The sequence below is a fragment of the Pseudomonas cerasi genome (assembly GCF_900074915.1).
GTDB lineage: Bacteria > Pseudomonadota > Gammaproteobacteria > Pseudomonadales > Pseudomonadaceae > Aquipseudomonas > Aquipseudomonas cerasi.
This window is the reverse complement of sequence record NZ_LT222319.1, coordinates 5,235,885-5,248,539: the sequence shown is the minus strand read 5'-3', so window position 1 is coordinate 5,248,539 and position 12,655 is coordinate 5,235,885. Positions and strand designations below refer to the sequence as shown.

Annotated in this window: 10 protein-coding genes; 9 read left to right on the top strand and 1 reads right to left on the bottom strand. The window is 60.4% G+C overall.

The window, feature by feature from the left end; genetic code table 11:
• Positions 1–279 precede the first annotated feature (279 nt).
• The 7 genes from PCPL58_RS25820 to PCPL58_RS25790 are packed head-to-tail and all read left to right on the top strand — an operon-like array spanning position 280 to position 8,404.
• Positions 280–2,037, top strand: a complete 1,758-nt coding sequence (locus PCPL58_RS25820; RefSeq protein WP_003431977.1) for a carbamoyltransferase family protein — start codon at positions 280–282, stop codon at positions 2,035–2,037.
• Positions 2,021–3,151 (top strand): glycosyltransferase, encoded by a 1,131-nt coding sequence (locus PCPL58_RS25815; RefSeq protein ID WP_065350771.1) that lies wholly within the window; start codon positions 2,021–2,023, stop codon positions 3,149–3,151. The genes PCPL58_RS25820 and PCPL58_RS25815 overlap by 17 nt, the downstream gene beginning before the upstream one ends.
• On the top strand, positions 3,151–4,047 hold the full coding sequence (locus tag PCPL58_RS25810) for an antimicrobial resistance protein Mig-14 (RefSeq protein ID WP_024663062.1): 897 nt from the start codon (positions 3,151–3,153) through the stop codon (positions 4,045–4,047). The genes PCPL58_RS25815 and PCPL58_RS25810 overlap by 1 nt, the downstream gene beginning before the upstream one ends.
• The gene (locus tag PCPL58_RS25805) at positions 4,044–5,453 is read left to right on the top strand and encodes a PIG-L deacetylase family protein (protein WP_065350770.1); all 1,410 of its coding nucleotides are present in this window, start codon (positions 4,044–4,046) and stop codon (positions 5,451–5,453) included. Before PCPL58_RS25810 ends, PCPL58_RS25805 begins: the two co-directional genes overlap by 4 nt.
• 30 nt (positions 5,454–5,483) lie before the next feature.
• Entirely contained in the window at positions 5,484–6,440 is a 957-nt protein-coding gene (locus PCPL58_RS25800; protein WP_065350769.1) for a glycosyltransferase family protein, read from the top strand.
• 31 nt (positions 6,441–6,471) lie between these two features.
• Positions 6,472–7,245 (top strand): glycosyltransferase family 2 protein, encoded by a 774-nt coding sequence (locus tag PCPL58_RS25795; RefSeq protein ID WP_044309310.1) that lies wholly within the window; start codon positions 6,472–6,474, stop codon positions 7,243–7,245.
• Positions 7,235–8,404, top strand: a complete 1,170-nt coding sequence (locus tag PCPL58_RS25790) for a hypothetical protein (protein ID WP_065350768.1) — start codon at positions 7,235–7,237, stop codon at positions 8,402–8,404. Before PCPL58_RS25795 ends, PCPL58_RS25790 begins: the two co-directional genes overlap by 11 nt.
• Positions 8,405–8,452: 48 nt before the next feature.
• Here the strand turns inward: PCPL58_RS25790 and PCPL58_RS25785 are convergent, their stop codons facing one another.
• Positions 8,453–9,091: a BUD32 family EKC/KEOPS complex subunit gene (locus tag PCPL58_RS25785; RefSeq protein ID WP_003366239.1), complete on the bottom strand. Its 639-nt coding sequence runs from the start codon at positions 9,089–9,091 to the stop codon at positions 8,453–8,455.
• 178 nt (positions 9,092–9,269) lie between these two features.
• Here PCPL58_RS25785 and msbA point away from each other — a divergent pair, with 178 nt between their 5' ends.
• Together msbA and hldE are read left to right on the top strand one after the other, a co-directional pair.
• On the top strand, positions 9,270–11,072 hold the full coding sequence (msbA, locus tag PCPL58_RS25780; protein ID WP_003431965.1) for a lipid A export permease/ATP-binding protein MsbA: 1,803 nt from the start codon (positions 9,270–9,272) through the stop codon (positions 11,070–11,072).
• Positions 11,073–11,200: 128 nt separating this feature from the next.
• On the top strand, positions 11,201–12,622 hold the full coding sequence (gene hldE, locus PCPL58_RS25775; protein WP_065350767.1) for a bifunctional D-glycero-beta-D-manno-heptose-7-phosphate kinase/D-glycero-beta-D-manno-heptose 1-phosphate adenylyltransferase HldE: 1,422 nt from the start codon (positions 11,201–11,203) through the stop codon (positions 12,620–12,622).
• Positions 12,623–12,655 lie beyond the last annotated feature (33 nt).

Genomic DNA, 12,655 nt, shown 5'->3' with positions numbered 1-12,655 from the left:
GCGCTGAGGTTTGATCGGCGGCCTCGGGGGCTGCGACTAAAGGCCTCAATTAATCAGATGCAACGGGCAGCAACGCCGTAGATAAATATGCAGCGTGGCGAAAGAGACGTTTCGTACACCGTCTGGCGGGCCGCCCTCAGTGACATTTCAGCGCGTCGAGCCAATCGTTGGTCATTACGCTATAATCCCGCCCTTTAGCTGCCCTCAGCCCGCTGTGCGGGGGCACACCTTTTCTCGGGCGCCCTGCGCCTGCATGCAGACTAAAGAGGCTAGACACTAGTGGCATTGACGATCCTTGGCCTGTCCGGCGCCCTTAGCCATGATCCTTCCGCAGCGCTTTACATCGACGGCAAGCTGATAGCAGCGGCCGAAGAAGAGCGCTTCGTTCGTGACAAGCACGCAAAGAACCGCATGCCCTACGAGTCGGCGAAGTTCTGTCTGGAACAGGCAGGCATCAAGCCTTCGGATGTCGACGTGGTCGCGATTCCGTTCGCCCCGATCAGCCTGTTCGGCAAGGCCCGCTGGCACTACGCCAAGCGTTACTGGTACGCGCCGGATCGCGCCCTCGATGCGCTGCTGATGGGTAATCGCCGTTACAAGCGCTATCGCAACAAGATTGTCTGGTGCCTCGAGCAACTGGGCTTCGATCCGAAAAAGATCAAGATCGAGCCGGTCGAGCACCATCTGGCCCATGCTTCCAGTGCCTACCATTGTTCCGGTTTCACCGAGAAAACCGCGATCATGGGCATCGACGGCAAGGGCGAGTACGCCACGACCTTCTTCGGCTACGGTGAAAACGGCAAGATCCACAAGATCAAGGAATTCTTCGATCCGGACTCGCTGGGCGGCCTGTACGGCGCGATTACCGAGTTCCTCGGTTTCGAGATGCTCGACGGCGAATTCAAGGTCATGGGCATGGCACCGTACGGCGATGCCAGCAAGTATGATTTTTCGCGTCTGGCGACCTTCGAGAATGGCGAGCTGGTCATCAATACCGAGCTGGCCAACGTCATCGGCCTGCGTCGCTACAAAGAGAACGGCAAGGGCTTCTACTTTTCGCCGAAGCTGATCGAATGGCTCGGCCCGAAACGCGTGGGTGACGTGGCCGACGAACCTTACATTCACTACGCCGCGAGCATGCAGGCGCTGTTCGAAAAGCTCGCGCTGCAGATGATGGATCACTACCTGGGTGACATCCTCAAGGAAACCGGCAAGATCGCCTTCGCCGGTGGCTGTGCGCTGAACGTCAAATTGAACCAGCGCATCATCGCCCGCCCTGAAGTCAAAGAGCTGTTCGTGCAGCCTGCGTCCGGCGATGCCGGTACGGCGGTGGGCGCGGCGGCTTACGTATCGCACGCCCGCGGTGTGCCGGTCGAGAAGATGGAACACGTCTACCTCGGCCCTGCGTACAGCAACGAAGATGTAATCGCGGCCTGTGCCCGTCACCCGAGCAAGCCGGTCTGGCGCCAGATCGACAACACGCCGGAGCGGATTGCCGAGATCATGGTCAAGGGCAACCCGGTTGCCTGGTTCCAGGGGCGCATGGAGTTCGGTCCGCGCGCACTGGGCGGTCGTTCCATCATCGGTTGCCCGAGCGTCACCGGCGTGGCCGACCGCATCAACCATCAGATCAAGTTCCGTGAGCGCTGGAGGCCTTTCTGCCCGTCGATGCTCGACACCGTCGCCCCGCAGATGATCAAGATCGATCACCCGGCACCGTTCATGACCTTCACCTTCGAAGTGGCCGAAGAGTGGAAAACCCGCGTTCCGGAAGTCGTCCATGAAGACGGCACCTCCCGAGCCCAGGTGCTCAAGCGCGAATACAACCCGCGCTATTACGACATGATGAAAGCGCTGGAAAACCTGACCGGCAATGGCGTGTCCCTGAACACCTCGCTGAACCGCCGTGGCGAACCGATGATCTGCTCGCCGACCGATGCGCTGAACATGTTCTTCGGCTCGGACCTCGAGTACCTGATCATGGAAGACATCCTGGTGGTAAAAGAGGGCGTCGAGGCTTATGACACGCTCGGTTGAACGTCACGTACTGCAGTTCTGTCACAGCTATGACGGGCCGTTTCTGGACTGCGCGCGGCAATACGCCAGCCTGTTCGCCGGCAAGGGCTATCGGGTGACGACGGTTTTTCTGACCGGTGCCGCCGATCCGGATGTCGTCGCTGACTGCGGTTCGGACGAAGTGCTGTTCATGGAATACAGCTCCAGCGCCATTCGTGGCCTGAAGCTGGGCGCCATTCGGGACCTGCGCAAGATCGCCGCGACGCGCTCGTTCAGCTTTTGCATCGCGCACCGCTTCAAGCCGGTGTACATCGCCCTGTTGGCGACGAAGTTGCCGGTGATCGGTGTGCATCATGCGTTCGGCGATTACCACCGGCGCAGTCGCAAGCTGTTCGCCAACCTGTTTCGCAAGCGCCTGAGCCTGCTCGGTGTTTCCGACGCGGTTCGCGACGACATGCGCAGCAGCCTCCCCAAGTGGCCGGCCGAGCGCATTCAGACGTTGTACAACCGGATCGATGTCGAGCAACTGCAGGGCAGTCAGTTTTCCGCTGAAGATGCCCGCGCAGAGCTGGGTCTGTCGGCATCTGCCTGGATTGTCGCCAATGTCGGTCGCCTGCATCCCGACAAGGATCAGGCCACGCTGTTGCGCGGTTTTGCCGAGGCGCTGCCCGATCTTCCCGAGAACAGCCAACTGGTGATTCTCGGCAAGGGTCGCCTGGAAGAAAGCCTCAAGGCCCTGGCGCTGGAGCTGGGCATCGGCCCGCAGGTGCTTTTCCTCGGCCAAGTGCCTGATGCGCGCCGCTACTTCAAGGCATTCGACGTGTTCGCCCTGAGCTCGGACCACGAACCGTTCGGCATGGTCCTGCTGGAAGCGATGGTCGCCGGTGTCCCGCTGGTTGCAACCTCATGCGGCGGTGCCAGGGAAGTGGTCGAAGACGTCGGCCTGCTGTTCCCGCTGGGTGATGTACATAGCCTGGCAAACGGCCTGGTGCATATGGCCGGCCTCGACGCCGAACAACGTCAGGACTGTGCCGAGCGCATGCTGTTGCGCTTGCGCGAGCGGTTTTCCGACCATGCTGTGCGTAATGTTTTCTGGCGTCTGCCACAAGTCTCCAGCCTGACAGCGGGGGCCTGATGCTCAATCGATTCAAAGGCTGGCGCGAGCGTGGCTGGGTGCAGATCGATGCGGCTGCCTACGAGCAGGCCTGGCAGCGGTTTGGCGGCAGCGTCGCCACTCATCCGTTGGTGGTTGCGCGCCTGTCGGCCTTTTCCGGCATCGCTGTGCGTTATCTGGCCTGGGAGCAGGGCGGTGAAGTAAAGGCCGCGATCGCCACCTGGGATCGCTCGCTGGCGCTGTCCAAGGACGAACTCAAGCGCCATGGCAAAAAAGGGCTGTTCGACCTGGGGAATGCCGAGCTGATTCTGCCGGTGGCCGATGATATCCAGGTGCCGGTCCGCCATCGGGCCCGCTATGTGTCTTCGCTCAACGAAGGCCGCATCAGTACCTTCAAGCCACAGGCCGAATCCCTGGCGATGGCGCGCACGCCTGAAGAGCTGTCCAAGAAATTTCGTTACAACCAGCGTCGTGAGCTTCGCCTGCTCGAAGAAGCTGGCGGTACGGTAAGGCCTGTCAGCGAGTTCAGCAGCACCGAACTGGCGAGTATGTACTGCGATCTGTTTCAGCGTCGCTGGGGCTTCGAAGCGACCGGTGCCCGGCACAAGGCCGAGGTCATCGAGCTGTTGCGCGAACTGCTGATCGGTTCGGTGGTGTTTCTCAACGATGCGCCGATTGCCATTCAACTGGTGTATCGCGTCGAAGCGCCGCAGTGGGTCAGCATCGAGTACGTCAACGGCGGTGTCGATCCCGAAACCCGGGACTTCAGCCCGGGCAGCGTGCTGAGCTTCGTCAATACCCAGTCCGCCTGGGAGAACGCCCGCGCACTGGGCAAATCACTGCGTTTTTCCTTCGGTCGTGCCGACCGTGAGTACAAGGACCGATGGTGCAACCCCGTTCCGGTGTTCCAGATTTGAGTCGCAAGCAGCAACTACTCAAACGCCATCGCCGTAACAAGCGGCTGGCGTTGCTGGGTGGTCTGTTCCTGTTGATTGCGGTCGGCGTGCTGGTGGCCTGGTGGCTGGCACCGCTGCTGGCTGTGTGTGCCTGGGTCGCTCATGAGGCCTGGTTTGCCGATCATCTGTTCTATTCGCCGTCTGACGACTATCAGTACACCTTTGCTGCCGACAGCGAGGTGCCGGGTGTCCGCCTGGACGGCGGCACGTTGCTGATCGACCCCGCCGTGCAACTGAATGGCGATGAGACGCTGGTACTGGCGCTGACGGTCAAAAGCACCTGGCTCGGACGTTTTCTCGATCCGGTGGTCGAGTTGCAAGGTCAGGGTCTGAGCGACCGGCAGGCGTTCGAGCGCGGCGTCAGTGGTGTGCGTTATCTGAACCTGACCGGGCTGGGCGAGCCGCTGGCCGCAGGTGTGCTGAAACTGCGCGGGCGTTGCTGCCGTCTGGCCGGCACGCCGCGACTCTGGCTGTTTCGCCAGCCGGATGCGCGAAAACAGCGTGTCATGGTCATCGCACCGCACGCCGATGATGCCGAACTGGCCGCGTTCGGACTGTACAGCCAGGCCGAGGAGGCGTGGATCATCACGCTGACCGCCGGTGAGATCGAGGCCGAGCATTATCGGCAGATGGGCATGGAGCGCGCCGAAGCTGCGCGCATGAAGGGCCGCTTGCGGGCCTGGGACAGTATCGCCGTGGCGCGCTGGGGCGGGGTGCCGGAGTCGCAGTGTGTGCAATTGGGCTATTTCTGCCTGCAACTGCCCGCCATGCAGGCTGCGCCGGATATGCCGATTGGCTCGCGGGAGGCGGATCTGACCGATACCCGCCTGTTCCGTCAATTCAATACCCTGCCACTGCCCGGCGACGACGGCCAGCCGACCTGGAACAACCTGCTCGCCGACCTGCGCGCGCTGATTCTCAAGGCCCGGCCGCAGGTTGTGGTGATGCCGCATCCTGCCATCGATCCCCATCCCGATCACATCTGCGCCCAAGCTGCGCTGCGTGAAGCCCTGCTCGGGCTCGAATGGCAGCCGGACGTAGTGCTCGGTTATGCCAACCACCTGCACGACAACGACCGTTGGCCGATGGGCGATGCCTACAGCGGCATCAGCCTGCCACCGGTATTCGATGCCGCGCTGCCGCTGGTGCCGTACAGCCTGCAATTGTCGGTCGCCGCGCAACGCGACAAGGCCATGGCGTTGGGCATGATGCATGACCTGCTGCCGCCGATGCCGTTCAAGCGCCGTGTGCGCCGTCTGCTGCAGCGCGTTCTGGCCGGTCGCCACTGGCCGGCCGAGGGCGAAAACGAATTCTTCCGCAAGGCGGTGCGACGACACGAGTTGTTCTGGTGCAGCCGTGATCTCTGATTCAGCAGGCGCAGTACTGCAAGGAAAACCATGAAAGTTCTACTGCTGGTCCAGAAAGAGCAGCGTGCGATTCTGGACCGTCTCTATGACGGCATCGCCGCACACTGTGAATGCGAAGTGCGCTGGCTGAGCTCTGCGGAGCAACGCAACCTGCGTGGCTATTTCCGCCGTGAGGTGGACTTCAGCCGCTATGACCGGATCGTGTTTTTCCTGCGTTTCAAGCAGGAAGTGCGTCAGGTCGGCTTCATCCGCACGATTCCCAATCTGGTCATCCTCGAACACGATGCCTACCAGAACTACATTCCGTGCAAATACACCGGCAAGTTCAGCGCGCACTACCGCAAGCTGCCCTGGGCGCGGGTGATCTGTTCGGGGTTCATGGTCAGCGAGCGTCTGCGTCAGGAAGGCTTCGATGCGGTGTTCGTGCCCAAGGGCTATGACCAGAGCCTGCTGCAGTTGCAGGCACGCGAGCGTGACATCGAACTGGCCTTCGTGGGCAGCACCAACAGTGTCGCTTACAGCGGCCGCAAGGCGTTGCTGGACGAGTTGGGCCAGGTCGAGAATCTGCTCGTCACGCGGACCAAGTCCGGCGAAGAATATTGCGACACCCTGAACCGTATCCGTTTTTTCGTCAGTGCCGACGTGGGCATGGGCGAATACATGATCAAGAACTTCGAGGCCATGGCATGCGGCTGTGTGCTGCTTGCCTTCGATCAGGGCGCTGAAGAAAACCGCGCGCTGGGCTTTGTCGACATGCACAACATCGTGCTCTATCGCGACATTCCCGAACTTCGCGAAAAGCTGGCGAAATTGCGCGATAACGTCACACTGGCCAGTGAAATATCCCGTAATGGGCAGACTTTGGTCGAGGAACGCTTTACATTCCATGCCCTTGGAAAAGCCATCGTGGACGCCATGCGTGCGCCACTGCGCAGCATGCCGGCGGCGAATTGGGTCGATCGCCTGCGGTCACGATTGGGATGGTAGGGAATTATGAATATTCAATGATTGGGAACGAATGATGGTATTCAGCGAAAACAGCGACATTACGCTGGTTGTCACCAGTTGTGGTCGATTCGACCTGTTGAAGCGCACTCTGGAAACGTTCGACCATTTCAACACTGCGCCCATACGCCATGTGCTGATTACCGAAGATTCCGGCGATGCCCGGGTCCAGGCGTGCATTCCCGAGCACTGGCACCCGCATACGCGCTTCATCATCAACAACCCCAAGCTGGGGCAGATGCGCTCTGTCGATGCGGCCTATTCGCTGATCGAAACGTCCTGGGTGTTCCATTGCGAAGACGACTGGGATTTCTACCGTCCGCACTTCATCGAAGAGTCGATGACGCTGCTGGAACACGACCCTCAGGCCTTGCAGGTCTGGTTGCGCAGCTACAATCATGATCTGCGTATCCACAGCCCTTACGTTTACCTGAACGAGCGTGAAGTGGTCGAGGGTATCCCGTTTTACAAACTGGGCTCGCACAAGCCGGAATGGCAGGGTTTTTCCTTCAATCCGGGGCTGCGCCGCCTGGCTGATTACCTGCAGCATGCGCCTTATGCCGAACACGGTGGCGAGAAGAAACTTTCACAATTATTCGCCGCGCAAAACCGTTACGCTCTGATTCTGGAAAATGATGCCGTGTTGCACACCGGGTTTGGTGAGCACGTGGAGGTGCCGCAGGAGCGGCTTGACAAACAGCGTCGCAAACGTCGGGATCGCATCAAGCTGATCGTCGCAGTGCTCGCTGGCCTAGTAGCAGGTTGGTTGCTTAATAATGTCAGTTGACCCGATAAGAGTACCCGGCAACAAAGTACAGCAGTACTTTACGGCTGCCATCGTCATCTTCCTGCTGAGTTTCATCCTCAACCCCTCAGCCAAGATCACCAACAATCTGTTTTATGCATTCACGGCGCTGCCGGGCTTGTTCTTCCTGATCAAGTACCGCGGCGCTTGCGTGTTTGCCAAGCCCCTGGGCATCGCCTGGGCGGTGTTCATGGCCTGTTTTCTGGTCCCCGCGCTGCAGGCGCAGGAGTTCCAGTATTACAAGCACATCATTTACGTCAGCCTGTTTGTCTTCATCGTGGCCGGGATCACCGACAACGGTTTCTTCAGGCGCGGTGTATTCGTGCGCAGCATGTTCTGGGCGCTGTGCCTGTACATCCTGCTCAGCAGCATTCACAGCTGGGTGACCGGGCAGTTCGATTTCGGCCAGCGTGTGGCGATTCTGCCGGGGCGAATGGAGAACGTGATCTACGCCAGTGCCTGGCTGGTCTGCAGCCTGGCGTTGGCCATGCCGCTGTGGGCAAGAGAGCGGCGCTGGGTCGAGGCCGTCTGCGCCGTTCTTGTCACGCTGGTGATAACCGCCTTTGTCGTGCAGACGCGCACTGCGCTGGTGGGTTGCGCGGTTCTGTTCGCCGTCTGCACTGCCTATGCGCTGTACCGTTTTCCACTGCGCACGATAGTCGCCTTGTTGGCGCTGGGCGTCGTGGCAGCGGCAGCCTTCTGGTTCGTCAAGGATGAACAGTGGGTCGCCCTGCTGATGGTCAGAGGGGATTCCTACCGCATCGAGCTGTTTGAAATCATGACCGGTGAATGGCGTCGCTGCGGCTGGGTGCTCGGCTGTGGTGTCGATTTCTACACGACCCAGACCCTGACGGGCGGCATACCGATCCAGCACCCGCACAATATTTTCGTGTCGCTGGGGCTGTATACCGGTGCCGCTTCGCTGGTGATGTTTCTGGTCGTGATGGCGATGACACTGTGGGACGCGGTGCGCAACGGCGATGCCTGGGGTCTCTACCTGGTGTGTGCGCTGGTCATGCTTAACTTCGACGGCGGCCAGCTGGTCGGCAACCCAGACGAGCTCTGGGTGCTGGTGCTGCTACCGGCGACCATGGTGCTCGGGCGAGTGGTGCAGACGCATCGGCTCAGGCAGCAGCAGTAGCATCAAAAAATGGCCGCTTCGAAAGCGGCCATTTTTCATGGGGCAGGTTTATTGAACAGCCTGGGCCAGTTCAGAGGTGTCGCACAGGGTCTGCGCGCTCATGTAGCCATCGAGGAAAGCCGGGTTGCCGTTGTCCAGCAGCCATTGGCGGTCTTCCTGATAACGCAGCATGTGTTTGAAGTTGCGCAAGCGAAGGCTTTTGCGCAAGGCGCGGCGATAGGTTTTCATGTCGGCGATGTCAATCAGGCCGAGGCTGCCTTCCGGCGTGAGTATCACGTTGCCAAGATGGGCCGAGCGAAAGTAGATGCCCTTTTCATGCAGCCCGGCAATGAAGCTTCCCAGTTGCCTGCGCAGCTTGTCGTCGGCCACCGCACTGCCCAGCAGCTGACGCAGGGTGAAGCCAGCCAGCGGATCATAATGCACGGCATCGCGCTCGATCTCGGCGATGCGGCTGACCGAGCGTATGCGCGGGCAGGGAATGCCGCGTTTGATCAGCGTTTCACAGTTGTCTGCGAAGCGCTGCGCGTAGGGGTACCAGGCTGCGGAGCTGACAATGCGTTTGCGCCGAAACAACTTCAACATGGAGCCGTCACGCAGACGGAGTACTTTGTCGCCCGTGCCGTCGGCTTCAAGCACTTCGGCACCTTGAACCAGTTCAAGGTAATGGGCGTGGTCAAACGCTTGCATCGATACTCCGGTTTTTACGCCCCAGGGGTTCCTGGTCGTCATACAGAAGCCAGACGTGCAGGCTTCAGGCAGCGATCAGAACCCCCGGGGAATGGACGAGCCGCCTATGTTACCGCAGCAGGCAGCCGCGAAAACTGCTGTGATACAATTCGGCCTCTTTTTAACACGACGGATTCTCATGACAACCTCCGAATCGTCCACAACCTCCAGCGTGAAAATCTATTTCCGCCTGTTGTCTTATGTGCGTCCGTATGTGGGCATTTTCCTGCTCAGCATCATTGGTTTCGTGATCTTCGCCTCGACCCAGCCGATGCTCGCCGGCATCCTGAAATATTTCGTCGACGGCCTGACCAATCCCGAAGCGGTGCTGTTTCCCAATGTCCCTTATCTGCGCGAGTTGCAGCTGTTGCAGGCCGTGCCGCTGCTGATCGTGCTGATCGCCGCATGGCAGGGGCTGGGCTCGTTTCTGGGCAACTATTTCCTGGCCAAGGTTTCCCTCGGGCTGGTGCATGATTTGCGCGTAGAGCTGTTCAACAAGCTGCTGGTGCTGCCCAATCGCTACTTCGACACGACCAATTCCGGCCATCTGATCTCGCGCATCACCTTCAACGTCACGATGGTGACCGGCGCTGCCACCGATGCCATCAAGGTGGTGATTCGCGAAGGCCTGACCGTGGTGTTCCTGTTCATCTATCTGCTAATGATGAACTGGAAGCTGACGCTGGTGATGCTTGCAATTCTGCCGTTGATTGCCGTCATGGTCGGCACCGCGAGCAAGAAATTCCGCAAGCAGAGCAAGAAGATCCAGGTGGCGATGGGCGATGTCACGCATGTTGCCTCGGAAACCATTCAGGGCTATCGCGTAGTCCGCAGCTTCGGTGGCGAGTCCTACGAGCAGGCGCGCTTTGCCCAGGCCAGCAACAGCAACACCAAAAAGCAGCTGCGCATGACCAAGACCGGCGCCATCTACACGCCGATGCTGCAACTGGTGATCTACAGCGCCATGGCGGTGCTGATGTTCCTGGTGCTGTTCCTGCGTGGCGACGCGACTGCGGGTGATCTGGTTGCCTATATCACCGCTGCGGGCCTGCTGCCCAAGCCGATTCGTCAGCTGTCGGAAGTCAGTTCGACGATCCAGAAAGGTGTCGCTGGTGCCGAGAGCATTTTCGAACAGCTGGATGTGGAAGAGGAAGTCGATACCGGCACCATCGAGCGTGATCGCGTGACCGGCCACCTCGAGGTGAAGAACCTCAGCTTCTTCTACCCGCAGACTGCGCGTCAGGTGTTGAACGACATCAGTTTCTCCGCTGCGCCGGGGCAGATGATTGCCCTGGTAGGGCGTTCCGGCAGCGGCAAGTCAACCCTGGCCAACCTGATCCCGCGTTTCTACGGGCACGACATGGGCAACATCCTGCTCGATGGCGTTGAAATCAACGATTATCGCTTGCGTAACCTGCGCAGGCACATTGCTCAGGTCAATCAGAACGTCACGCTGTTCAACGACACGATTGCCAACAACATTGCCTACGGCGATCTGGCTGGCGCGCCGCGTGCCGACATCGAAGCGGCTGCCGCTGATGCGTATGCCAAGGAATTCATCGACCAGTTGCCGCAGGGTTTCGATACCCAGGTGGGCGAAAACGGGGTGCTGCTGTCCGGCGGTCAACGCCAGCGTCTGGCCATTGCCCGCGCGCTGCTCAAGAACGCTCCTTTGCTGATTCTCGACGAAGCCACCTCGGCGCTGGACACCGAGTCCGAACGGCACATTCAGGCGGCGCTGGATCACGTCATGAAGGGCCGTACCACGCTGGTCATCGCCCACCGCCTTTCGACCATCGAGAAGGCCGACCTGATTCTGGTCATGGATGCCGGGCAGATCGTCGAGCGCGGTACGCACTCTGAACTGCTGGCGCAGAACGGCTATTACGCCCGCCTGCATGCCATGGGGCTGGACGAGCCTTCGCCTGTCGGCGCTGTCTGACCTGACGTTCACCGGGCGGACCCAGGCGGTCCGCCTGCCTTTTGGGTGGCGTGATTCAACAGCCTGTCGGTTGCAAACCCCTGTGCTAAGATTCCGCCCCTGTCCATTTTTCAAGTACGGGTTGTTCCATGAAGCTATCCATGCCGCGCTTTGATCAGGCCCCTGTCCTGGTGGTTGGCGATGTCATGCTCGACAGATACTGGCATGGTGGTACCTCGCGTATTTCCCCCGAAGCGCCAGTGCCTGTGGTCAAGGTCGATCAGATCGAGGACCGTCCGGGCGGTGCTGCCAACGTGGCCTTGAATATCGCTGCGCTGGGCGCCCCCGCTTCGCTGGTCGGTGTGACGGGGGATGACGAGGCGGCTGAAAGTCTGACCAACAGCCTGAAGGCTGCTGGTGTGCTGGCGCGCTTTCAGCGCATCGCCGATCAGCCAACCATCGTCAAACTGCGTGTCATGAGTCGCCACCAGCAATTGTTGCGCATCGATTTCGAAGAACCATTCAGGACCGATCCGCTGGCCCTGAGCGCAGAGGTTTACAGCTTGCTGGACGGCATCAAGGTGCTGGTCCTGTCCGACTACGGCAAGGGCGCACTGAAAAACCATCAGACGCTGATTCAGGCCGCCCGCAAGCGCGGCATTCCGGTGCTGGCCGATCCCAAGGGCAAGGATTTCGCGATCTATCGCGGCGCGAGCCTGATCACGCCGAACCTCAGCGAATTCGAGGCCATCGTCGGTCATTGTGTCGATGAGGCACAACTGGTCACCAAGGGTGCGCAGTTGATGCAAGAGCTCGATCTCGGCGCGCTGCTGGTGACCCGTGGCGAACATGGCATGACCCTGTTGCGTCCTGATCAGCAGGCGCTGCACCTGCCGGCCCGTGCCCGCGAAGTGTTCGATGTGACCGGCGCTGGTGATACGGTGATCTCTACCCTGGCGGCAGCGATTGCTGCCGGCGAGGAGCTGCCACATGCGGTGGCGCTGGCCAATCTGGCGGCGGGCACCGTGGTCGGCAAGCTGGGCACTGCGGCCATCAGCGCCCCCGAGCTGCGCCGGGCGATTCAGCGCGAAGAGGGCTCCGAGCGCGGCGTGCTGGGGCTGGAGCAACTGCTGCTGGCGGTCGATGATGCGCGCGCGCACAAGGAAAAGATCGTCTTCACCAATGGCTGCTTCGACATTCTCCACGCAGGTCATGTGACCTACCTGGAGCAGGCGCGTGCCTTGGGTGATCGCCTGATCGTTGCGGTCAACGACGATGCGTCTGTCAGCCGCCTGAAAGGGCCGGGCCGACCGATCAACAGCGTTGACCGGCGCATGGCGGTGCTGGCAGGTCTGGGGGCCGTGGACTGGGTGATCAGCTTCCCGGAAGGAACCCCGGAAAACCTGCTGACCCACGTCAAGCCCGACGTGCTGGTCAAGGGCGGTGATTACGGTGTCGATCAGGTGGTCGGTGCCGATATCGTTCAGGCTTACGGCGGCGAGGTACGTGTGCTGGGGCTGGTGGAAAACAGCTCCACCACCGCGATTGTCGAGAAGATTCGCGCCCAGTAACCGCAACGTTGCCGTTTGAATGCCGGCGCGCTC

Excerpts from the sequence above, each read along its gene's own strand:
- PCPL58_RS25785 (WP_003366239.1), bottom strand. The coding sequence starts at position 9,091 with ATGCAAGCGTTTGACCACGCCCATTACCTTGAACTGGTTCAAGGTGCC.
- msbA (WP_003431965.1), top strand. The coding sequence starts at position 9,270 with ATGACAACCTCCGAATCGTCCACAACCTCCAGCGTGAAAATCTATTTC.
- hldE (WP_065350767.1), top strand. The coding sequence starts at position 11,201 with ATGAAGCTATCCATGCCGCGCTTTGATCAGGCCCCTGTCCTGGTGGTT.
- PCPL58_RS25810 (WP_024663062.1), top strand. The coding sequence starts at position 3,151 with ATGCTCAATCGATTCAAAGGCTGGCGCGAGCGTGGCTGGGTGCAGATC.
- PCPL58_RS25800 (WP_065350769.1), top strand. The coding sequence starts at position 5,484 with ATGAAAGTTCTACTGCTGGTCCAGAAAGAGCAGCGTGCGATTCTGGAC.
- PCPL58_RS25795 (WP_044309310.1), top strand. The coding sequence starts at position 6,472 with ATGATGGTATTCAGCGAAAACAGCGACATTACGCTGGTTGTCACCAGT.
- PCPL58_RS25790 (WP_065350768.1), top strand. The coding sequence starts at position 7,235 with ATGTCAGTTGACCCGATAAGAGTACCCGGCAACAAAGTACAGCAGTAC.
- PCPL58_RS25815 (WP_065350771.1), top strand. The coding sequence starts at position 2,021 with ATGACACGCTCGGTTGAACGTCACGTACTGCAGTTCTGTCACAGCTAT.